Source organism: Blastococcus capsensis (genome assembly GCF_030165005.1).
In the GTDB taxonomy this organism is placed as follows: Bacteria; Actinomycetota; Actinomycetes; order Mycobacteriales; family Geodermatophilaceae; genus Blastococcus; species Blastococcus capsensis.
The window spans coordinates 104,420-125,382 of the sequence record NZ_JASNNW010000010.1 but is presented as its reverse complement, the minus strand read 5'-3'; the positions used below and the strand labels follow the sequence as shown (position 1 = coordinate 125,382).

The 20,963-nt window shown below is 74.5% G+C and carries 22 protein-coding genes; 11 read left to right on the top strand and 11 right to left on the bottom strand.

What is annotated here, in order from left to right; translation table 11 throughout:
* A complete protein-coding gene (locus QOZ86_RS10595; RefSeq protein WP_284491927.1) occupies nucleotides 1-876 on the bottom strand; it encodes a patatin-like phospholipase family protein in 876 nt (291 codons plus the stop codon).
* Nucleotides 877-989: 113 nt separating this feature from the next.
* The gene (locus tag QOZ86_RS10590; protein WP_284491926.1) at nucleotides 990-1,295 is read right to left on the bottom strand and encodes a hypothetical protein; all 306 of its coding nucleotides are present in this window, start codon (nucleotides 1,293-1,295) and stop codon (nucleotides 990-992) included.
* A gap of 126 nt (nucleotides 1,296-1,421) precedes the next feature.
* Here QOZ86_RS10590 and QOZ86_RS10585 point away from each other — a divergent pair, with 126 nt between their 5' ends.
* A complete protein-coding gene (locus QOZ86_RS10585; protein WP_284491925.1) occupies nucleotides 1,422-2,417 on the top strand; it encodes a YihY/virulence factor BrkB family protein in 996 nt (331 codons plus the stop codon).
* A gap of 18 nt (nucleotides 2,418-2,435) precedes the next feature.
* Here the strand turns inward: QOZ86_RS10585 and QOZ86_RS10580 are convergent, their stop codons facing one another.
* Nucleotides 2,436-3,152 (bottom strand): CPBP family intramembrane glutamic endopeptidase, encoded by a 717-nt coding sequence (locus QOZ86_RS10580; protein WP_284491924.1) that lies wholly within the window; start codon nucleotides 3,150-3,152, stop codon nucleotides 2,436-2,438.
* A gap of 2 nt (nucleotides 3,153-3,154) precedes the next feature.
* Here QOZ86_RS10580 and QOZ86_RS10575 point away from each other — a divergent pair, with 2 nt between their 5' ends.
* The 4 genes from QOZ86_RS10575 (at nucleotide 3,155) to QOZ86_RS10560 (ending at nucleotide 6,575) form a co-directional block, all read left to right on the top strand.
* Nucleotides 3,155-3,544 (top strand): hypothetical protein, encoded by a 390-nt coding sequence (locus QOZ86_RS10575; RefSeq protein WP_284491923.1) that lies wholly within the window; start codon nucleotides 3,155-3,157, stop codon nucleotides 3,542-3,544.
* Entirely contained in the window at nucleotides 3,541-3,738 is a 198-nt protein-coding gene (locus QOZ86_RS10570; protein WP_284491922.1) for a DUF6186 family protein, read from the top strand. The genes QOZ86_RS10575 and QOZ86_RS10570 overlap by 4 nt, the downstream gene beginning before the upstream one ends.
* 133 nt (nucleotides 3,739-3,871) lie before the next feature.
* Nucleotides 3,872-5,167: a D-arabinono-1,4-lactone oxidase gene (locus QOZ86_RS10565; RefSeq protein ID WP_284491921.1), complete on the top strand. Its 1,296-nt coding sequence runs from the start codon at nucleotides 3,872-3,874 to the stop codon at nucleotides 5,165-5,167.
* A gap of 91 nt (nucleotides 5,168-5,258) precedes the next feature.
* Nucleotides 5,259-6,575: an SAM-dependent methyltransferase gene (locus QOZ86_RS10560; RefSeq protein ID WP_284491920.1), complete on the top strand. Its 1,317-nt coding sequence runs from the start codon at nucleotides 5,259-5,261 to the stop codon at nucleotides 6,573-6,575.
* Between the two features lie 10 nt (nucleotides 6,576-6,585).
* On the opposite strand, the gene QOZ86_RS10555 is transcribed toward QOZ86_RS10560, so the two are convergent.
* Nucleotides 6,586-8,718 (bottom strand): DEAD/DEAH box helicase, encoded by a 2,133-nt coding sequence (locus QOZ86_RS10555; RefSeq protein ID WP_284491919.1) that lies wholly within the window; start codon nucleotides 8,716-8,718, stop codon nucleotides 6,586-6,588.
* 352 nt (nucleotides 8,719-9,070) lie between these two features.
* On the opposite strand from QOZ86_RS10555, the gene QOZ86_RS10550 reads away from it, so the two are divergent.
* Nucleotides 9,071-9,784 carry a DsbA family oxidoreductase gene (locus QOZ86_RS10550; RefSeq protein ID WP_284491918.1) on the top strand — a complete coding sequence of 238 codons (714 nt, stop codon included), beginning with the start codon at nucleotides 9,071-9,073 and terminating at the stop codon, nucleotides 9,782-9,784.
* A gap of 24 nt (nucleotides 9,785-9,808) precedes the next feature.
* On the opposite strand, the gene QOZ86_RS10545 is transcribed toward QOZ86_RS10550, so the two are convergent.
* From QOZ86_RS10545 to QOZ86_RS10535, 3 genes are all read right to left on the bottom strand, one after another.
* Entirely contained in the window at nucleotides 9,809-10,555 is a 747-nt protein-coding gene (locus tag QOZ86_RS10545) for an HpcH/HpaI aldolase family protein (protein ID WP_284491917.1), read from the bottom strand.
* A 201-nt stretch (nucleotides 10,556-10,756) separates the two neighbouring features.
* Entirely contained in the window at nucleotides 10,757-11,578 is an 822-nt protein-coding gene (locus QOZ86_RS10540) for an SRPBCC family protein (protein ID WP_284491916.1), read from the bottom strand.
* Between the two features lie 192 nt (nucleotides 11,579-11,770).
* On the bottom strand, nucleotides 11,771-12,379 hold the full coding sequence (locus QOZ86_RS10535; protein ID WP_284491915.1) for a peroxidase-related enzyme: 609 nt from the start codon (nucleotides 12,377-12,379) through the stop codon (nucleotides 11,771-11,773).
* A 116-nt stretch (nucleotides 12,380-12,495) separates the two neighbouring features.
* Between QOZ86_RS10535 and QOZ86_RS10530 the strand changes: the two genes are divergently transcribed.
* Together QOZ86_RS10530 and QOZ86_RS10525 are read left to right on the top strand one after the other, a co-directional pair.
* Complete coding sequence (locus QOZ86_RS10530; protein WP_284491914.1) at nucleotides 12,496-13,467, top strand: zinc-binding dehydrogenase; 972 nt, start codon at nucleotides 12,496-12,498, stop codon at nucleotides 13,465-13,467.
* Nucleotides 13,468-13,531: 64 nt separating this feature from the next.
* Nucleotides 13,532-14,041 (top strand): phosphohydrolase, encoded by a 510-nt coding sequence (locus QOZ86_RS10525; protein WP_284491913.1) that lies wholly within the window; start codon nucleotides 13,532-13,534, stop codon nucleotides 14,039-14,041.
* A gap of 10 nt (nucleotides 14,042-14,051) precedes the next feature.
* Here the strand turns inward: QOZ86_RS10525 and serA are convergent, their stop codons facing one another.
* Nucleotides 14,052-15,260 (bottom strand): phosphoglycerate dehydrogenase, encoded by a 1,209-nt coding sequence (gene serA / locus QOZ86_RS10520; RefSeq protein WP_284491912.1) that lies wholly within the window; start codon nucleotides 15,258-15,260, stop codon nucleotides 14,052-14,054.
* Between the two features lie 89 nt (nucleotides 15,261-15,349).
* Nucleotides 15,350-16,174: a sulfite exporter TauE/SafE family protein gene (locus QOZ86_RS10515; protein WP_284491911.1), complete on the bottom strand. Its 825-nt coding sequence runs from the start codon at nucleotides 16,172-16,174 to the stop codon at nucleotides 15,350-15,352.
* A gap of 158 nt (nucleotides 16,175-16,332) precedes the next feature.
* On the opposite strand from QOZ86_RS10515, the gene QOZ86_RS10510 reads away from it, so the two are divergent.
* Nucleotides 16,333-17,205, top strand: a complete 873-nt coding sequence (locus QOZ86_RS10510) for a polysaccharide deacetylase family protein (protein ID WP_284491910.1) — start codon at nucleotides 16,333-16,335, stop codon at nucleotides 17,203-17,205.
* A gap of 175 nt (nucleotides 17,206-17,380) precedes the next feature.
* Here QOZ86_RS10510 and QOZ86_RS10505 read toward each other — a convergent pair whose 3' ends face one another.
* Nucleotides 17,381-18,136 (bottom strand): alpha/beta hydrolase, encoded by a 756-nt coding sequence (locus tag QOZ86_RS10505; protein ID WP_284491909.1) that lies wholly within the window; start codon nucleotides 18,134-18,136, stop codon nucleotides 17,381-17,383.
* 120 nt (nucleotides 18,137-18,256) lie between these two features.
* Here QOZ86_RS10505 and kynU point away from each other — a divergent pair, with 120 nt between their 5' ends.
* Nucleotides 18,257-19,510: a kynureninase gene (gene kynU / locus QOZ86_RS10500; protein WP_284491908.1), complete on the top strand. Its 1,254-nt coding sequence runs from the start codon at nucleotides 18,257-18,259 to the stop codon at nucleotides 19,508-19,510.
* Here the strand turns inward: kynU and QOZ86_RS10495 are convergent.
* The gene (locus QOZ86_RS10495; RefSeq protein WP_284491907.1) at nucleotides 19,430-19,789 is read right to left on the bottom strand and encodes a hypothetical protein; all 360 of its coding nucleotides are present in this window, start codon (nucleotides 19,787-19,789) and stop codon (nucleotides 19,430-19,432) included. The two genes, kynU and QOZ86_RS10495, sit on opposite strands and share 81 nt — an antisense overlap.
* Nucleotides 19,790-19,995: 206 nt before the next feature.
* Here QOZ86_RS10495 and QOZ86_RS10490 point away from each other — a divergent pair, with 206 nt between their 5' ends.
* Nucleotides 19,996-20,958: a coiled-coil domain-containing protein gene (locus QOZ86_RS10490; RefSeq protein ID WP_284491906.1), complete on the top strand. Its 963-nt coding sequence runs from the start codon at nucleotides 19,996-19,998 to the stop codon at nucleotides 20,956-20,958.
* Nucleotides 20,959-20,963 lie beyond the last annotated feature (5 nt).

The window sequence follows — 20,963 nt, the reverse complement described above, 5'->3', positions numbered from 1 at the left end:
TCAGGTCCCGCCCTCGGACGCGCCGGACCGGTCGAGGTAGTCGCCGGCCGCCACGTGCGCCCGGTCGATCCGCCCCGGCACGGCGGAGAAGTCGCGGTAGCGCAGGTCCCGCAGGTCCCCGGCGCCGGCCGGGCCCGCGTTCCCCGACGGCAGGACGTGCAGCGTGACGCCGGCCGGCAACGCGGCGAGGTCGGCGGCGAACCGGTGCCGCCGAGCGATCTCGAAGGCGACCGTCGCGACTTCCCACGGCCGGGCCGGCGGACGCAGCGGGCGGTCGATCCGGCCGACGTGCAGCACGTAGATCGTGTCGGCACCGAGCGCCACCGCCCGGCCGACCGGGATGCTGTGCACCAGCCCACCGTCCAGGTAGTGCTCGCCGTCGAGCTCCACCGGGGGCAGCAGCCCGGGGACCGCGCAGGACGCCAGCACCGCCTCCACCAGGTCGCCGTGGTCGAACCAGTGCTCGGCGGCCCGCTCGATGCTGGCCGCGACGCACTGGAACGGCACGGTCAGCTCGGCGAAGGTCCGCACCGGTAGGTGCGCCGTCAGCAGCTCCCGCAGCGGCTCGCGCGCATGCAGGTGGGTGCGGGTGCGCACCAGCGTCCGCGCGCGGGTCAGCACCGATCCGGCGAAGACGCCCTCGGAGGTCAGCTCCGCCCACACCGCACGCAACCGGTCCACCCCGGAGGGGGTCGGATCGGCCGCGACGAGCGCACCGTTGATCGCGCCCACCGAGGTGCCCACGATCACGTCCGGCCTGATCCCGCGCTCGAGCAGGGCACTGAGCATCCCGACTTCGGCGGCGCCGAGCACCCCGCCGCCGCCGAGGACGAACGCCGTGCGGCCGCCCTCGCCCGGCATTCCTGTCGCGGCCATGGGAGGCATCCTGCCAACCCGCGTGCGGCCCGGCAGGACATCCGCGGCACCGGCTCCGGGGCCCGGCGATCAGATCGCAGTCCTGCCACCGGTCTCCGTGAGGCGGGGCCGGTTCAGCGGTCGACCAGCGGGGAGGTCATCTCGGCGGTCGCAGCCATCCGCCGCGGAACGGTCGGCCCGAGCGCATCGATCCACCGGTCGTCCAGCGCCGGGGAGGCCCCGGTGACCACCACGGTCGCCGTCCACTCGGACAACCCCGTGCCCCGGTGCGCGCCCCGTCGGACCGGCCCCTGCACCCGCAGCGTCGACCAGTCCGGGTCGGCCCCTGCGGCGGCGGCCATCACGCGCAGCTGCCCGCGGAGCCCCGCGGTCACCCGATCCGGGTCGTCGAACGGGACGGCGGCGGCGGCGCGGTACATCACGGGTGGATGCCTGCCCGGTCCGGCGCCGGGTTACACGGTCAGCGGGCAACGTCACCCGATCGCGACCTGCCCCCGCACGCCGGGTTGCGTTGCGGCGCCCCGCTGCCGGGGGTGGGATGTGCTATGGCGGTGGCCCGGGACGACCGGCCCCCGGCCGGCACGGGAGGCCGCGGGGAGAGGACCGAGGGGGAGGACGCGGACTCGCCCCGGGGGATCCCTCCCGCCGGCTGGCGGTACGTGCTGCGGCGGGTCGCCCGCCAGCTGCTCGACGAGCGCCTGACGGTGCAGAGCGCCGGGGTGGCGTTCTTCGCCGTCCTGTCCGTCGCCCCGGTGCTGGCGACGGCGCTGTCGATCTACGGCGTCGTCAACACCCCGGAATCGGCGCACCGGCAGCTGTCGGAGGTCGCGGAGATGCTGCCCCCTGACCTCGAGCGGGTCGTGGCCGACCAGCTCACCACGATCACCGCCGCCTCGGCGCAGGTGCTGACCTGGCGCGGGCTCACCGGCCTGCTCGTGGCCCTGTGGACGGCGACGACCGCGATGACCTACCTCATCGACGGTGTGGGGATCGCCTACCACCAGACGGAGACGCGCAGCTTGCTGCGCCGCAGCGGGCTGGCCCTGCTCTTCGTCCTCGGTGGCGCCGTGGTGCTCGCCGGTCTGATCACCGTGGCGACCGTTCTCGCGGGTGCGCTCGCAGGTGCCCCCGGTCCAGTCCGAGCCGCCGCCTCCGTGGCGTCGTGGGTGGCGGTGGCAGCCCTCATGACCGTGGCCCTCGCCGTGCTCTACCGGTTCGCCCCCGACCGCACGCAGGCGCAGTGGCGGTGGATCTCGGTCGGCTCGGTGCTCGCGACGGCCGCCTGGCTGGCCACCACCCTGGGCTTCTTCACCTACGTGCAGAACCTGGGCAACTACCAGTCGACCTACGGCTCGCTCGCCGGGGTGGCGATCAGCATGTTCTGGCTCTGGACGACGGTCACCCTGGTCTTCCTCGGGGCAGCGGTGAACGCGGAGACCGAGCGCCAGACGGCGTGCGACTCCACCGTCGGGCCGGAGCGGCCCCCGGGCGACCGGGGCGCGGTCGTGGCGGACAGCACGCCGCCCTACCCCGGTGACTGACGACGGTCCAGCGGCTGCTCACCCCAGCCGGTGGGCCGCCGCGGCGGCGACCAGGCCCAGGGTGTTGGTCGCCAGGTGCAGGAGCAGCGGCGCCAGCAGGCTCCCGCTGCGCAGCCGCAGCCAGGCGAACAGCACCCCGGCAGCCGCGGTGACCAGGCAGCCGACGGCCACCGCCACGACCGGTCCCAGGAGACCGTCGGACAGGTCGTTGGCCGCGGCCGCGCTCAGCGTGGGTCGGACGTGCCACAGCCCGAAGACGACGGCCGACACCCCGACCGCCGCCCGCAGCGGCAGCAGCCGCGCCAGGCCGGCGAGCAGGACGCCGCGGAACGCCACCTCCTCCCAGACGACGGTGCCGAGGGGGATGCGGACCAGCGTCTGGTAGGCCAGCTCGCCGCCGTCGGTTCCGGCGGCGCGGGCGTCGGCGAACAGTGGGCGGGTCGCCGGGAGCGCGAGGCCGGCGACCAGCCCGGCCGCCACCAGGGCGGCGCAGGCCCCGCCCCACCGCAGCCCCGCCCCGAGGCCCCGGCGGTGCAGGCCGAGCTCGGCCCAGGACAGGCCCGAGCCCCTGGCGGCCGCCAGGACCAGGGCCGTCGCCGCCACGTTGGCCGGCACGTAGGACTCCGGGTAGCCGGGCAGTCGCGGGACGACGACGTTGTTCCAGGCGAGCAGCACCGGGACCAGCGCAGCGGTGAGGAGGACGACCTTCCGGCGTCCGGAGCGACGAGCATGCACGGGTGGACTGTTCCCCCTACGCGCGCCGGCTCACGTCCGCAGCGGTGGCGGTCGCCTGCATCACCGGCGTCGTCGTCGGAGGTGAGCTGTCCACCGTCGCGCTGGTCGCCGTCGGGCTCACCGGCGCCGTCGTGGCCGCCGTGGGAGTCGCCCGGCACTCCGGCGAGGCCGCCTGCCCCGTCGGTCGGCGGGGGCTGCCCTGGCTCGGCTGGCTCGCTGCCGTCCTCGGGTGGGAGCTGGTGACGTTGGCCGCCGACGCCCTGCCGACGGTCAGCGACCTGGCCGATCCCCTGCTCGCCTCCCCCGCCGTGCGGGGGTCGGCCACGCTCGGCTGGCTGGCGGTCGGCGCCTGGCTGGTCGCCCGCCCCCGGCGCCGGACGGAGTCGTCGTGACCGGCACCGGGACGAGCATCGCCGTCTTCGCGGCCCTGGTCGTGGTCGCTGTGGTCGTCGAGGTCCGCGCCCGCCGTGGGACCGGCCCGGCGACTGCGGCCGAGGCCACGGCCGCCGCCATGCGCACCGCGCCCGGAAGGCTGGCCGTCCTGGCCGCGTGGGTATGGCTCGGCGTGCACTTCCTGGCGCGCTGACCCGTGCACCGCGCGGCGCTCCAGCGCCGGCGGTGGTACGGAGGTCACGATCGCGCAGGAATCGGACACCAGGAGCAGGGACCACGACGGATGGCGCGGAGATCCGTGCCCGGAACGAGGAGCACGAGCCGGCATGCAGGAGAGGGCGTCCGAGGCCGTGGCGGCGATGCGGCCGACGGCCAACTGGGCGGGCAACGTCGCCTACCGGGCGGCGCGGCTGCACCGACCGACGAGCATCGCCGAACTCCAGGACGTCGTGGCGAGGAGCGAGCGGGTCAAGGTCCTCGGCTCGCGGCACTGCTTCGACGACATCGCCGACACCACCGGAGACCTCGTGGTCCTCGACGGCCTGGCTTCCGACGTCGAGATCGACGCCGCCCCCGATGGGGACGGCGGCACCGCGTGGATCCCGGCGGGGATGACCTACAGCCACCTGGTCCCCGGTCTGGCGGCGCGCGGCTACGGCCTGCACAACCTCGCCTCCCTCCCGCACATCACCGTCGCGGGCGCGACCGCCACCGGCACCCATGGATCGGGGAACCGGAACGGCTCGCTCAGCACGTCCGTGGTGGGTCTGGACGTGGTCCGGTCCGACGGTGCGACCACCACGCTGACGCCCGAGGACCCGGACTTCGCCGGAGCCGTCGTCCACCTGGGTGCCCTCGGTGTCGTGACCCGGATCGGCCTGCGATTCCGGCCGGCCTTCCAGGTCCGCAACAACGTCTACGTCGGGCTGACCTGGGACCGGCTCGTCACCGACTTCCAGGCCGTGACCGACGCGGCCTACAGCGTGAGCGTGTTCACCGATTGGCACGAGGTCACCCAGGTCTGGGTCAAGTCGCGCACCGACGAGCTCGACGTCGCCCCGGAGGAGTTCTTCGGGGCCCGCGCAGCGACCGTGCCGACCCACATGCTGAAGAACACCCCGGTCGAGAACCTGACCGAGCAACTCGGTGTCCCGGGCGAGTGGCACGAACGGCTTCCCCACTTCCGCAGCGGGTTCACGCCGAGCAACGGGAACGAGCTGCAGACCGAGTACTTCGTCCCCCGTCGGTACGTGCAGGAGGTCTGTGACGCGCTGCGCTCGCTCGGCCCCCGGATCGCGCCTCTTCTGCAGGTCAGCGAGCTGCGCACCGTGGCCGCGGACGACCTGTGGTTGAGTCCCGCCTACGGCGCCGACGTCCTGGCGCTGCACTTCACCTGGCTCCCCGACGAGGCTGCGGTGCGTGCGCTGCTCCCGAGGATCGAGGCAGCGCTGCGCCCGTACGGGGCCCGCCCGCACTGGGGCAAGCTCTTCACGACCGACGCGGACGAACTCCAGCGCGTGTACCCGAAGATGCGGGACTTCCGGGCGCTGGTCCGCCGCTCCGACCCACGCAGCGCGTTTCGCAACGACTTCCTGGACCGGACGGTCGCGGCGTACGGCTGACCGGGCAGCCGTACGCGGCCGGCATCCGGAGGGACCGATCCGGGCGCGCGACGACGCCCGCCCGCCAGCACCCCTGTGCCAGGGTTGCCGGGTGACTCCACCGCGCGCCGCCGAGTTGGTGGGCGACCTCGCCCGGCTCCTGCTGGGTGCACCGCTCCCGATGTCCGTCCGGTGCTGGGACGGCTCCCGGACGGTCGTCGACGGGGCGCCCACCCTCGTCGTCCGCCACCCGCGGGCCCTCCGCCGCCTGGTCCACGCCCCCGGGGAACTGGGGTTGGCCCGTGCCTACGTCAGCGGGGATCTCGACGTCGAGGGGGACATCTACGCGGCGCTGAGCTTCCCGGACCGGCTGCCCGCCCGCCCGGAGCTGCGCCTGGATCGACGCGCGCTGGCCCGGCTGACTCGCCCGCTGCTGCGCCTGGGGGTCCTCGGGCCGCCCCCCGCACCACCGCCGGAGGAGGCCCGCGTGCGCGGGATCCGGCACTCGCTGCGCCGCGACCGGGAGGCCATCAGCCACCACTACGACGTCGGCAACGACTTCTACCGGCTGTTGCTGGGCCCGTCGCTGGTCTACAGCTGCGCGTACTTCCCCGACCCCGATGCGACGCTGGAGCAGGCGCAGGAGGCCAAGCTCGACCTGGTCTGCCGCAAGCTCGGGCTGCAGCCGGGGATGCGGCTGCTCGACGTCGGCAGCGGCTGGGGCTCGCTGGCCCTGCACGCGGCGTCCCGGTACGGCGTCTCGGTGGTCGCCGTGACCATCTCGGAGGCCCAGGCCGACCTGGCCCGCCGGCGCAACGCCGAGGCCGGGCTCGCCGACCGCGTCGAGGTCCGGCTGCAGGACTACCGCGAGGTCGTCGACGGGCCCTTCGACGCGATCTCCTCGATCGGGATGGCCGAGCACGTGGGGCTCGCCCAGTTGCCGGCCTACGCCGCCAGGCTCCACGCCCTGCTGCGCCCCGGTGGCCGGCTGCTCAACCAGGCGATCGCGCGCGGCCCCTCGGCTGGTCCCGACCGCCCCGATCCTCGGTCGTTCCTCACGCGGTACGTCTTCCCCGACGGCGAGCTGCAACCGCTGGCCACCCACGTCCGGGTGCTCGAGGAGACGGGCTTCGAGGTCTGCGACGTCGAGACCCTCCGCCGGCACTACGCGCTCACCTGCCGCGCCTGGGTACGCAATCTGGAGCAGCACTGGGACGAGGCGGTCCGGTCCTCCTCCCCGGGGCGGGCCCGGGTGTGGCGGCTCTACCTGGCGGCATCGGCCCTGGCCTTCGAACGGCATCGGACCGGCGTGAACCAGGTCCTCGCGGTGAAGCCGGGGGCGCGTGACGACCCGCTCCCGCTGCGCCGCCCCGACTGGAGCCCTCAGGCCACGTCCGATGGGCCCCAGCCGAGCGCCGACGCCACCTGACAGCCCGTCGCTACGACGACGCCGACAACGCGTCGGTCAGCAGCGCGACGAGCGCCTCGTGCTGCACGTCGGCCGACGACGACATCTCCTCGTCCGACCCGTCGAGCGCCCGGGCGGCGAGCCCCGCCTTGCTGTCGATCAGCTCGGCGATCCGGGAGTCGAGGGTCTGCGCGGCGATGATCCGCCACGCGGTGACCGGTTCCGTCTGACCGATGCGGTGGCTGCGGTCGATGGCCTGGGTCTGCTCGGCGTCGGTCCAGGACAGCTCGGCGAGCACGATGTTGGACGCGACCTGGAGGTTGAGCCCCACGCCGGCCGCGGTGAGCGAGCAGACCGCGACGGCGACGTCGGGATCGTTGACGAACGCGTCGATCTGCTTCTGCCGCGCCGACGGCGTCTGGTCGCCCCGGATCGACGAGAAGCCGATCCCCTGCCGGCTGAACGACTCCTCGGCGGCATCCATGACGTCGACGTGCTTGGCGAAGAACACCACCTTGCCCGCGCTGCGGGCGAGCTGCGCGGCGTAGTCGGCGGCCGGACCGGCCTTCGCCTGCCCGATCCGCCGCATCATGCTGAACACGTTCTCGCCGGTGGCCGACGCGGTCGCGTCCTTCAGCTCCCAGCGGGCCACCTTGCGCACCAGGTCGACGTCGATCTCCTCCACCACGTCCGCGGACTCGCGGGCGGCCAGCGCGCTCTGGTACCGCTTCACCAGCCGGCGGGCCAGCTCCTGCTCCGCCGCCCGGATCGAGCGGCCGGCCTTGTCGTCGAGCTCGACGGGGAGGTCGGCGATGCGACGGGCGGGGATGTCGGCGGCGACGTCCACCTTGCGGCGGCGGACGATGCCCTGGTCGATCACGCACCTGCGGGCGGCCGGGTAGAAGCCCGGGTCGGCCGGCGTCAGCCCGGTGTCCTCCAGCACGTTCATCAGGTCGCCGAGCGGCTTGCTCTCGTCGATCCAGCCCAGGAACTGCCAGATGGCCAGGAAGTCGTCGATGTCGTTGATCAGCGGGGTGCCGGTGAGAGCCATCAGCAACGGACGCGGGAACCGCGACCGGATGCGGTCGGACAGCTCCAGGACGTGCTGCGAGCGCTGCGAGGTCTTGTTCTTGATGAAGTGCGCCTCGTCGACGACCATGCCGCGGAAGCCGAAGTCGCCGAACCAGCCCACGTGGCGGTCGAGCACTTCGTAGTTGACGACGACGATGTCGGCGAACCCGTCGATGGTCTCCCCGTTGCCGTGGATGACGGTGGCCGCGCGGTGCGGCGTCCAGATGCCCGCCTCGCGCGCCCAGTTCGTCTTGACCACGCTCGGCACCACCACGAGCAGCGGGTAGGCGTCCGCCGCCTCCGCGGCCAGCAGCGCCTGCGCCGTCTTGCCGAGACCCGGCTCGTCGGCGAGCAGGAAGGTCCGGTGACCGGCCGCGGCGGCTGCCACCACCTGCGCCTGGTGCGGCATGAGTTCCCGGCCGCCCGCCGCACGCGAGGACGACGGCACCGGGAGCGGCATGCACGCCGCGTCCCCACCGCCGGCGCGCTCGAACGAGTTCAGCAGCGGATCGAGGAGCTCCCAGCCGACCAGCCTGCGCGGACGAGCCTGGGGCGGCGGGGCGGCGGAGAAGTCGGGGGCGAGGAACGGGTTGGCCAGCTGCCGGGAGATGACCGACTGGGGCACGACCCGGCGCTGAGGAGCGGCGGAGAAGACGGCGGGCGCCGGCGGCGGCGGCTCCTCCTCGGGCGCCGGCTCGATCCCGTGGGCCGCCAGCATCTCCCGCTTCATCGACCGGGCGGTGGTGGAGACGACGGCGTCCTCGCTCAGCAGGGCGAGCAGCCCGGAGTCGCGCACGGCGGTCCTCGCCAGCGTCGTCGCGATCCCGTCCAGCCGCTTGAGCTGCTCGGCACGGGAGGCGGTGCTGACGCTCTCGTCGGCCTGCACCCGCTCGCGCTCCTCGCGCAGCAGCAGGGCGACGACCTGGAACCTCGTGCGCACCGCGGGCGTCACCCGGCCGCGCTCCGCGGCGGCCTCGACCTCGCGGACCGCGCGGGCGATCACCGACATGACGTCGTCACCGCCGCGGACGCGCCGCTCGTTGCGCGGGGCGGTGCGGCGGCTGCGCCCCTGGCGCTGCCCTGGTCGAGCCACGGACTCCTCCTCCGGATGCCCGGCACGGGAGCCGGGCAGAGTGCTGCGCACCGTCCCGCGGTCGCGGGCGACGGACGTCACGGGCAGCGGGCCGGGTGCTTCAGCCGCGATTGCGCGCCTGGAGCTCCGAGAGGTCCACGCCCCTGGGCGAGGCGGCCCGCCCTCCGGGAGGAACCCGGAGCGGCCGGTCGATGGCCGGGGCGACGAGCGCACACGGGGCGTCGTCGCCGGACGAGCGCCGTCTGCCGATGAACGGTGCTGGTCCAATGCTAACCCCTGCCGGTCCGCGCAGGGCCGTCGCGCTCCACAACGCGCGGGAATGCCGCCGCCGGCCGCCGTGGTTGCCCCGGTCGTGAAGGTGGAGATCTGGTCCGACGTCGTCTGTCCCTGGTGCCACATCGGCAAGCGCCGCTTCGAGGCAGCCCTGGCGCGATTCCCCCACCGGGACGCGGTCGAGGTGGAGTGGAAGGCGTTCGAGCTCGACCCGGGCGCGCCGTCGGCTGCTGCCGGGGACGAGGCGTCGCCGACCGCCTACGCCGAGCGGCTGGCCCGCAAGTACGGCACCTCGGTCGCCGGCGCCCAGCAGATGACCGACCACATGACCCAGCAGGCCGCCGCCGAGGGGCTGGACTTCCGGTTCGACCGGGCGGTGCGCGCCAACACCTTCGACGCCCACCAGGTGATCCACCTGGCGGCCGAGCGGGGGATCCAGGACGCGGTGAAGGAGCGGCTGCTGACCGCCTACTTCAGCGAGGGCGAGGCCGTCGGCGACCGCGAGACGTTGGTCCGGCTGGCCGCCGACGCCGGTCTGGACGCCGACGAGGTGCGCGCGGCGCTCGAGGAGCAGCGCTACGCCGGTGCGGTCCGGGGCGACGAGGCCGAGGCGGCCGCGCTGGGCATCAGCGGGGTGCCCTTCTTCGTGGTCGACCGGAAGTACGGCGTCAACGGGGCCCAGTCGGCCGACGCGTTGCTCCAGGTGCTCGAGCGGGCGTGGTCGGAGCGCTCCCCGCTGATCTCGGTGGCGAGCGACGGCGCCGTCTGCGGACCGGACGGCTGCACCAGCTGAGGTATGCGCGGGGCCGGCGCCCGGTCAGGAGCGCTCCGGCTCCGGGCGGTCGCGCGCGACCCCGAGGTGCCGCGCCATGGCCTCCCCCAGGGTGGCGGCGTCCGCCCCGGCGGTGACGATCGTCGCCCCCTCGGCCGCGTAGCCGGCGGCTTCCTCGCCACTGCGCGCATACACGCCCACCGGCACGCCGGCGGCGCCGGCCCGAACGATGATCGACGAGAGCACACCGCGCAGCTCCGCCCGCCGGTCCGCGCCGGTCAGCCCGAGCGCCAGCCCCAGGTCGCCGGGGCCGACGAACACCCCGTCGACTCCGTCCACGGCCAGGACGGCGTCGAGGTCCTCCAGAGCGGTCGCCGTCTCGACCATCACGATCGTGAGCGGGCCCTCGGTGCCGCCGACGAGCCGGCCGATCGACCGACCGCCGCCGGGCGCGTACCTGCAGCAGGCGACGACCTCCCGGGCGTGCTCGGCGTCCCGGACGTTCGGCACGATGACGCCCCGGGCGCCGAGGTCCAGCGGCCGGCCCACATCGGGGAACAGCGCGCTGCGGGTCCGGACGAGCGGCACCGAGCCCGCCGCGGTGATCGCCGCCGCCACCCCCGGCAGCTCGGCCTCGGACCGGGCACCGTGCTGCAGGTCGACGACGACGAAGTCGGCGCCGGTCCGCGCCAGGATCTCGCCGGTCACGGCGCCGGGCAGCATGCTCCAGAGGCCGTGGCACGGCTGCCCCTCCGACCACCGCCGCCGCAGGTCCATCTCGCTGATCGCCATCCCCGGACCCTACGTCCGCCGCCGGTGGATGACGCCGGCCCCGTCCCCCGCCGACCCCGGGCGCCGGCCTTGGCCATCCTGCCGCCGGCGGGACAGCGAGCTCACGACCGGGCGGGGCAGCCGCGGCCCGCGGGCCGGCCGGTGGGGCAGACGATCCCGCGGTCGGTGGAGGGCACTCCGGCCCCCCACCGACCAGGTGGCTCAGCGGCTCCCGCCGCCGATCATGGGGTCGTCGCCGGGGTCGCCGGTCCCTCGCTCGACGCCTTCCGTGGAGGTCCGCGTGGTGTAGCCGGCCGGGTCCGACTCGTCGACCACGACCTCGTCCCGCGCCACGCCCGCCGACGGCTGCGGAACCACCGCGACCGTCTCCTGAGGCTGCACGGTGCGCTCCTGGGTCTCCCCCTGGCCGCTCTTGGAGGAGGCGGCAGCGGCTGCACCGGCCGCAGCGGCCGCCACACCGGCCACGGCGGCCGCCCCCGCGGCGACGGCCTTGCCGGAGACCCCGGCCTTGCCGCTGTCGCCCCGGGAGGCGAAGGCGGCGTTGGCCCCGGGGGTGCCGACGTCCTGGCCCGGGCTGATCGTGCCGCGCCATCCGCCGGAGGCGTAGCCCTCGCTCTCCACGAGCGCCTTGAACCGCTGGAGGTCGGATTCGACCTGCCGTTCCACGACCCCCAGCTTGTCGCCGACCTTCTCGACGAGACCTTCCGGCTCGTACTCCAGGGAGAGGTGCACCACGGTGGACCCCAGGCCGACCGGCTCGAACCGCACGGCGCCGGCGTTGGTGGCGCCCTCCTTCGCCGCCCAGGCGATCTTCTGGTCGGGCACCTGTTCGATGATCGTGGCTTCCCACTCGCGACGGATGCCGGCGATCTCGGCGACCCAGTGCAGGCTCCGGTCACTGTGCTGGTGGACTTCCTCGACCCCGCCCATGAAGTGGGGGAAGTCCTCGAACTGGGTCCACTGGTTGTAGGCCGTGGACACCGGTACGTCGACCTGGATCGACTTCTCGGCCTTCGTGGTCATCGCTGATCCCTTTCCTGGACGTCTGCTGGAGTACCGCGTCAGCTCGGCTACCCCGGCCGTCGGAGGTCGATGCCCGTCCTGGGAAAGGACTGCCCTACCGGCGCCCAGGCCCTTCGTACCGCGGCCGGCGCCGGCACGGGCGACCCGGCACCGGGACGCAGTGCGGCGACCTGGGGACCGGTGTGGGATCCGTCATGGCCGCCCGGCGGCGCCCTCGGTGCCCCGTGGCAGCCGCCCCATGAGGAAGAACTCGGGGTTGGGCGCGAGCGCGGCGAAGTGCGCCAGTCGGTTGGAGAGCGCGAAGAACGACGTGATCATGCCGACGTCCCAGACGTCGTCCTCGGTGAGCCCGTGCCCGGCCAGGCCGGTCAGGTCCTCGGCGGTGACGCCGGCCGGATCGGCGGCCAGGCGGGTCGCCACGGTGAGCACGGCGTGCATCCGCGGCGACAGCGGCGCCTTGCGCCAGTCGACGGCGACCTGGTCGGCGATGTAGGGATCGCGGGCGCGGATGCGCGCCACCGCACCGTGCGCGACGACGCAGTACAGGCAGTCGTTGCCGGCGCTGGTCGCGACCACGATCAGCTCGCGGTCGGCCTTCGACAGCCCCGGCGTCTCCTTCTCCATCAGGGCGTCGTGCATCGCGAAGAACGCCCGCGCCTCGTCCGGCCGCCACGCCAGCGCCGCGAAGATGTTGGGCAGGAAGCCCGACCGGTCGGCCACCTCCGCGTAGCGCTCGGCGAGGTCGGCCGGCAGCTCGCCCGGTGGCCGGATCGGGAAGCGGCTGATCGGTGTCTGGCTCATCGCCTCACTCTGGCAGCGGGTGCCCGCGAGCGCACCCATGGCGCCCGCCCGCGCGGATGCCGGCCGCCGGGAGACACTCTGCGGAAAGCAGCTGAACGGAACGGGAGACGACTGACATGTGGGCCCAGGTGCTGGACGGACCGCTCACCTTCCGGGAGGTCGAGATCGAGGCCCCCCGCCCCGAGCAGCTCGTCGAGGGGCAGGTGCTCCTCGCCGCGAGAGCCGGCGGCATCTGCGGCAGCGATCTGCCCTTCTTCAAGGGCGCACCGTTCCTGCACGCCGCCAACCGGGGCACGTGGGCGGCGCCCGCCCCCGGCTTCCCCCTGCACGAGCTCGTCGGCGAGGTGGTGGCGAGCAGGCACCCGGCGCACTCCCCCGGCGACCTGGTCGTCGGCTGGGCCTCCGCATTCGACGGGATCGCCGAGCTCGTGGTCAGCGACGGCGAAGGGCTGACCGGCTACGACACGACGCTGGCGCCCACCACCGCGGTCATGCTGCAGCCGCTGGCCTGCGTGCTCTACGCGGTGGAGCAGCTCGGCGACGTGCGCGGCCGGACCGTGGCCGTCATCGGCCAGGGCCCGATCGGGCTGCTGTTCAGCCACGTGCTCAAGCAGCGCGGGGCCGGCCACGTCATCGGGATCGACCGGATCGACCGCAGCCGGCACGCCGACGTGTTCGGCGTGGACGAGACCGTCACGGCCAGCGCCAACCTGTGGTCGGCGACCCTCGGCGAGACCGACCGTCCCAGCCTGGTCGTCGAGGCGGTGGGTCACCAGGTGACCACGCTCAAGGACTGCGTCGACAGCGTCGCCTTCGGCGGGGAGATCCTCTACTTCGGGATCCCCGACGACCCGGTCTACCCGGTGGACATGTTGACGTTCCTGCGGAAGAACCTCACGCTGCGCGCCGGGGTCACGCTGGAGCGGCGCCGGGTGCTGCGGGACGCCGGGAGCTACCTCGCCGCGCACCCCGCTCTCCGGGAGGTCTACGTGACCGACGTCCACCGGGCCGGCGACGTGCAGCGGGCCTTCGCCGCGGCGATCCAGCCGCGGGCCGGCCAGTACAAGATCGCCCTCGACATGGCCTGAGCCGCCCGGTCCGGCCCGGCCGGGCTCCCCGTGGAGGGCCTGGCCTTGGCCTAGCCTCGGAGCCGTGGGTTTCACCGTTCCCGACGCGCACCTGCTGGCGTTGGATGCCCACGACGGGCAGCTCGACGAGCACGGCCGCGACCACTACCTCGCCCACCTGCGCCCCGTCGCCGAGCTGCTCAGGCCGTACGGACGGGACGCGGAGATGGCCGGCCTGCTCCGCGACATCGTCGAGAGCACCCGCGACCACCCGGACCCGGTCCGCCGCTACGACCTCGACCGGCTGCGCCTCCTGGGGGTGCCGGAGGTCGTCGTCGAGGCCGTCGACGCGGTCACCCGGCGCCCCGGCGAGCCGTACATGTCCGGCCTGATCCGGCGCGCGGCCACCCATCCGCTCGGCCGCCTGGTGAAGCTCGTCGTCAACAGCCACGACCTCGCCGCCAGCGCCGCGCTGGCCGGGCACGACCCGGACAAGGCCCGCACGCTGCGGGAGGGCCGCTACCGCCCGGCCCGCCGGATCCTGCTCGCCGCCGAGGCCGCGGACCGCCTGCACGGCTGCCGCATCCTGGTCTGACTCCGCGCGCTCAGCCGGTCAGGACGTCCAGCCGGATGGTCTCCGGCAGCCCGCGCAGCTGGTCCACCACGCCGTCCCCGACCGTGCCCCGGACATCGGTCACCGCGTACCCGACCGTCCCCGACGTGGTCAGCAGCTGCTGCTCGACGTTCAGCCCCCCGTCGGCGAGCACCCCGGCGAGGTGGGCCAGGGCCCCGGGCTGGTTCCGGTGCAGGAGAAGCAGCCGGGTGGCGCCGTCCAGTCGCGGCAGCTGCACCTCGGGGAGGTTCACCGACAACCCCGTGGCCCCGGCGCGCAGGTACCCCAGCAGCTTGCCTGCGACGAAGTCGCCGATGTCCTGCTGCGCCTCCTCCGTGGAGCCTCCGACGTGGGGCGTCAGGATGACGTTGGGCAGCCCCCGCAGCCCCGACTCGAAGGGGTCCCCCGGCCCGGCCGGCTCGTTGGGGAAGACGTCGACCGCGGCGCCGGCCAGGTGGCCGCTGACGATCCGCTCGCGCAGGGCCGAGTGGTCGACGAGGAAGCCTCGGGACAGGTTGAGGAAGACCGCGCCCCGGGGCATCAGCCCGAACTGGGCGTCACCGAACATCCCGCTGTTGCCCGGTCGGCCGTCGACGTGCAGCGAGACGACGTCGGAGTCGCCCAGCAGCTCCTCGAGGGTGGCGCACCGGCGGGCGTTGCCGAGGGCGAGCCGGTCGGCGGTGTCGAAGAAGCGCACGTGCATGCCCAGCGCCTCCGCCAGCACGGACAGCTGGCTGCCGATCTTGCCGTACCCGACGATGCCCAGCCGCCGGCCGCGCAGCTCGTGGCTGCCCTTCGCCGACTTCCGCCACTGCCCCGCGTGCATCGCGTCGTCCTGGACGGTGAGCCGCCGGGTCAGCGCGATGATCTCGGCGATGGCGAGCTCCACGACGCTGCGGGTGTTGGAGAACGGCGCGTTGAACACCGCGATGCCGCGCTCCGTGGCGGCCTGCAGGTCGATCTGGTTGGTGCCGATGCAGAAGGCGCCGATGACCCGGAGGTCCGGCGCCTGCGCGAGCACCTCGGCGGTCACGTGCGTGCCCGAGCGCAGCCCGAGCACCTGCACCCCTGCCAGCCGGGAGACCAGCTCCTCGCCACTCAGGGCCCGGCTCTCCCGGTCGACCTCGATACCGGACGAGGCCAGCACGTCGACGGCGACGGGATGGATCCCTTCGACCAAGAGTGCCTTCAAGTCGTTCACCCGTTCTCCCCTGCTGATCAGCACCGCCGTCGACGGTGGGCGTCTGCCCGCCCAGCGCCCGAGGGCACGCCAAGCATGCCCGACCGCTGTCAGGCCAGGAGCGGGCGGAGGTTCTCCGTCCACACGTCCCAGCCGAGCCGGCAGATCAGCGCGGTGACGACGACGAGGAAGACGACCCGGATGAAGCGGGTCCCTCGCGCGGTCGCCGCCCGGGCGCCGAGGTACCCGCCGAGCATGTTGGCCAGGCCCATGAGGATCCCGAGCCCCCAGAAAACCGCACCATGGGGGACGAAGAACAGCAGCGCCCCCACGTTGGTGGCGACGTTGACGATCTTCGCCTTGGCACTGGCGTTCAGGAAGTCGTAGCCCAGCAGCGAGACCATGGCGAACACCAGGAACGACCCGGTGCCCGGGCCGAGGATGCCGTCGTAGAACCCGATGGCGGCCCCGACCGCTGCCGCGATGCCGTGATGCCGACGGCCGCTGTGCCGCAGCGCGGTCACCTCTCCCAGCGAGGGACGCAGCACGGTGAACGCGGCGATGCCGACGAGCGCGACGACGATGACCGGTTTGAACACGCTGGCCGGCAGCGCGGCGGCGACCGACGCGCCGGCGAAACTGCCCACCAGGGCTATCCCGGCCATCGGGAGTGCGGTGCGCAGATCGGGGTGGACGCGGCGGTAGAAGGTGGTGGCGCTCGTGGCGGTGCCGAAGATCGAGGCGAGCTTGTTCGTCGCCAGTGCCTGCACCGGGCCGATCCCGGGAACCAGGAGCAGCGCGGGCAGCTGGAGGAGACCGCCGCCCCCGACGACGGCGTCGATCCACCCGGCGGCGAGCGCGGCGAGCAGCAGGAGCAGGAGGACGCCGCCGCTCAGGTCGGCGGGCAGCAGATCGGAGGGGAAGGCATCCACCATCCCCCGGCCGCCCCCTCGTCTCCCCTGCCCACCCCGGGCACGCCAGCAGAACGGTAGGACGCGCCGGCTCCCCACCGAACGGCGGGTTCCGGGCCGGTCCGCGCGGCCGGGGTCGGCGGGTCTTGCCCCTTCGTCGGCCACCCGTGAGGGTTGCGGGCATGCGCAGACGGACGTTCCTCGCCGCAGCCGGGACGGTGCTGCTCGGCGCCTGCTCGGCACCGACCACCGACCGGTCGACCGCGCCGACGGCCCGCGCCCCCCGCTCGCCGGCGCAGTCATCACCGGCCGCTCCCAGCACGCCGCCGGCCAGCAGCGCCCCGCCTCCGCCCGCGACGGCGGAGGAGCTGCTGGCCCGCTCCACCGTGCCGGTGCTGTGCTTCCACCAGCTGCGCGAGTTCCGTGCCGGCGACAGCGCGTACGCCCGCACCATCATCACCCCGCCGTCGGTCTTCCGCGCACAGCTGCAGGCGCTGCGCGACGGCGGCCGGACACCTATCGGCACGGCCCAACTGCTGGACCACCTGCAGTTCGGCGCGCCCCTCCCCGACCGGCCGGTGCTGCTGACCTTCGACGACGGCTCGGCGACCCACCATTCCGTCGCCCTCCCGGTGCTGACCGAGTTGGGCTTCCCGGCGGCGTTCTTCCCGATGACCGTCGTCCTGGGCAAGCCGGACTGGCTGAGCGCGGACCAGCTGCGCGATCTCGACCGGGCCGGCATGACCATCGGTGCGCACAGCTGGGACCACCAGCGGGTCGATCGGCTCACCGGCGACCAGTGGGCGACCCAGCTGGACCGGCCGCGCGCCGAGCTGGCCGGGATCCTCGGCCACCCCGTGGACCTGCTGGCCTATCCGCACGGCGTCTGGTCACCCGAGGCGCTGCCCCGGGTCGAGGCGGCGGGCTACCGGGCGGCCTTCCAGCTTGCCGACCCGCAGGATCCGGCGTTTCCACTGTTGACCATCCGCCGGATCATGCCGCCGCCGACCTGGGACGGCGCCACGCTGCTCGCCCGGCTGGATGCCGCGTTCTGATGCGGCTACCGCTCGGGGTGAGCCCCTCCCCCGGCGGCCCGGGACCGCAGCATGGCCTGCCGGCGGCGTCCTCGGGTCGGCGTCGATCGGGCGCCGTCGATGCTGTCCGCGTCCCCCGGGGCGGCACATGGTGCAGACGTCCCCATGGCGGTCCCGATCGCGGGTGCTCCCACGGTCAGCGCGAGTCGAGCTCCTCGAGCGTCGCGAGCACCGTGGGCCAGACGACGCTGAGCGGGTCGATCACGGCGAAGTGCCCGGCCGGGACGGGCAGGAGGACCGCACCGGGACGGCGCCTGAGGTAGCACTCGCTCACCTCGATCGGGACGATCCCGTCCTCGGTGCCGTGCACGATCCGCACCGCGCCCGCCGGGGCCGGCAGCCGGGCCGGGTCCAGGTCGGGGCGGCCTGCGGCGTCCTGCCCGAGGAAGGCCAGGACGGCGTCGTTCCCGAGCCCGAGCCGCTGTCCCTGCCGGAGATCGGCCACCGGCGCCAGGGCCAGCACCCCGGCGGGCACGTGCGGAGCGTCCAGGGTCGCGGCCGCCTGCAGCGCCAGGTGCCCGCCGGCGGAGTGCCCGACGAGCAGCACCCGCGGGTCGCCCCGCCGGCCCAGCTCGAGCCGTGCCGCGACGCTGCGCACCGCGGCGTGGACGTCCGCCACGGTCAGGTCGGGCCGGCCGGGGATGCGCCGGTACTCCGGCGTCAGCGTCGGCCAGCCGGCCGCGGCCAGCGCCTCGGCCATCGGCCCCAGGTGCGCCCGGTCGTACTCCGGCCGCCAGAAGCCCCCGTGCACGACCACCAGCACCGGCCGATCGGGCGCTGCGGCCGGGGGGAACCGGACGTCGGCCACCTGGTCCGGGCCGGGGCCGTAGCCGAGCACCGCGTCCGGAGCGGCGGCGGGCCGGGTGAGCACCGACCGGTCCTCCGAGCCCACGGCCCTGATCATCGACGGCGCCGCCTGCCGCGTCCAGCCGGTCCGGGCGGGAACGCCGGACGGCGCTACCGTGCCGGGGAGCTCAGCCCCCCGCTGAGCGCCGCCGACCCGAGGACACCCATGTCACCGCCCGACCCGATGGAGCTGCTCCCCCCGGAGTTCGTCCGGCTGGCGGCCGACCTCGACGAGCGGGACCCGCTGGCGGCCTGCCGCGCCGAGTTCGTCCTGCCCGAGGACGTCGTCGCCTACCTCGACGGCAACTCGCTCGGCCGGCCTCTCCAGATCACCCGGGATCGTCTTTCCGCGTTCGTCGACCACGACTGGGGCGAGCGGCTCATCCGCGCCTGGGACGAGCAGTGGATGGACCTCCCGACGGCCGTCGGCGACCTCATCGGAAGCGCCGTGCTGGGGGCGGCGCCCGGTCAGACCGTCGTCGGCGACTCGACGACGGTGCTGCTCTACAAGCTCATCCGGGCCGCGGTGGACGCCCGTCCGGAGCGCTGCGAGATCGTCGCCGACACCGAGAACTTCCCCACCGACCGCTTCCTCCTCGCCACGATCGCCGCGGAGACGGGCCGGACGGTCCGGTGGATCGAGCCGGACCCGGCCACCGGCGTGCAGCTCGCCGAGGTGGCGGCGCTGCTGTCGGACCGGACGGCGCTGGTGCTCCTCAGCCACGTCGCCTACAAGTCGGCCTACATCGCCGACCTGCCGGCGATCACCGCGGCGGCGCACCGGGCCGGTGCCCTCGTGCTGTGGGACCTGTGCCACTCCGCCGGCGTGGTGGAGGTCGGGCTGGACACGGCGGAGGTCGATCTCGCCGTCGGCTGCGGGTACAAGTTCCTGAACGGCGGGCCTGGCGCGCCCGCGTACGGCTACGTCGCCCGGCGGCTGCAGGACGAGCTCACCCAGCCGATCACCGGCTGGATGGGCCACGCCGAGCCCTTCGCGATGGGGCCGGACTATGCGCCGGCCACCGGCATCCGCCGCTTCCTCAGCGGAACGCCTCCGGTCCTGGGCATGGTTCCGGTCGAGGACATGCTGGAGCTCATCCAGCGGGCCGGGATGCCGGCCGTCCGGCAGAAGTCCGTGGCGCTCACGGAGTTCGTCATCGGGTTCGCGGACGAGGTGCTCGCCCCGCTCGGCGTCGGGGTGGCCTCCCCCCGGAACCCGGACCGCCGCGCGGGGCACGTCACGCTGGAGCACGACGCGATGCGGACGGTGGTCGCGGAACTGTGGCGTCGCGGCGTCATCCCCGATTTCCGGCCGCCGCGGGGCCTGCGGATGGGCCTGTCACCGCTGAGCACCAGCTTCACCGAGGTCGCGACCGCCCTGGCGCACCTCGCCCAGCTCCTGCGGGCCGCCGGGGGCTGAGCACCTGAGGCCGGTTGCGAGCGCGACCGGCGCCCCCCGGCGCACCGAGCGGTCCCGTTCGGCCGCGTCCGGGGCGGGCCTCGCCGCCCCGGTCGGCCGGGAATCGAGCCACCCCCGCCACTCCGACCGTCGGCTGCCCGCCGCGGCAGCCGCGAGGGCCACGACGAACAGCACCGCGGTGACCACGGCGAGGACCACGACGGTCACCAGGTTCTCCCAGCCGAACAGCACCGGGACGGTCAGGTTTCCCGGCATCTGCGGGGTCGGAGCGGGCGCCATGGACGGAGGGTGCGCCCCGCCGGGCGCCACCAAACGCCCTTGGCCGGGCCCGTCACCCGCAGGAGGGAGGGCCTGCCTGGCCCTCGGCCCGCCACACCAGGCGGGCCCCGCCCCGGACGGGTGACACCGGTCCCGGCAGCGGGCGCGCTCCCGAGACGGGAGCCGTAGCGTTCCGTGTTCGACCGACTGCGGGGGAGGCAGCTGGGATGACCATCGAGTTGCACACGCACGACCGGCCGGCCGGCGCACCGCTCGGGCACGACGCGGGAGCGGACGAGGAGCCGCTGGGCCGCCCGCGCCCCAACGTCTCCGGTGACCTGCCCACGATCTTCGAGATGGCGCCGATGTTCCGGCGGGTGCTGGGAGGCTACGACCGTTTCCAGGTCGACACCTACGTCCAGTGGGCGGAGCACCAGCTGACCACCGCCGAGCAGGAGCGGGAGCACCTGGAGAGCCGCCATCTGCACGCGCTCGCCGAGCTCGACGAGGCACGCGAGCTGCTCTCCCACTCCTCCGGGGGAGCCGAGTTCGTCTCCCTGTCCCGGCGGATGGGCGCCATGCTCGCCGTGGCCGCCGACGAGGCCGACGGCATCCGGGCCGAAGCCGCCGCCCACCACTCCGCTGTCGCCGCCGAGTCGGAGGCGAGGCTCCGGCTCGCCGAACGACTCCTGGCCGACGCCGAGACCGAGGCCGGCCGGGTGGTCGCCGCGGCGACCGCCGAGGCGCAGGAGTCGACCGCCCACGCCGACCGCATCGTGGAGGCGGCCGAGGCGACGCGGACGGCGGCCCACGCCGAAGCCGCGGCACGGCTGGAGGAGATTCGTCTCCGCGAGCGCCGGGCCGTCACGCAGGCCGAGCGGATCCGGCAGGAGGCCGGGAAGGCAGCCGCCGCCGCCCGCCTGCAGGCGCGCGAGGAGATCGTGCGGATGCTCACGGCCGGCCGGGGGCAGCGGCGCCGGGCCGACGCCGAGGCCGCGACGGCCCGGGAGCGCCTGGACCGGCAGGCCGCCGCCCTCCGCTCCGAGGTCGGGGCCCTGGAACAGCGGCGAGCGGCACTGCAGGCCGAGGTGGCGCTGCTGACGGACCAGGTCAGGGCACCGGTCGCCGAGCAGCCAGCGGGTGTCCTGCGTCGGCTCCGGATGGGAAGCCGGGCGCTGCGCGCCCGCTGACCGGG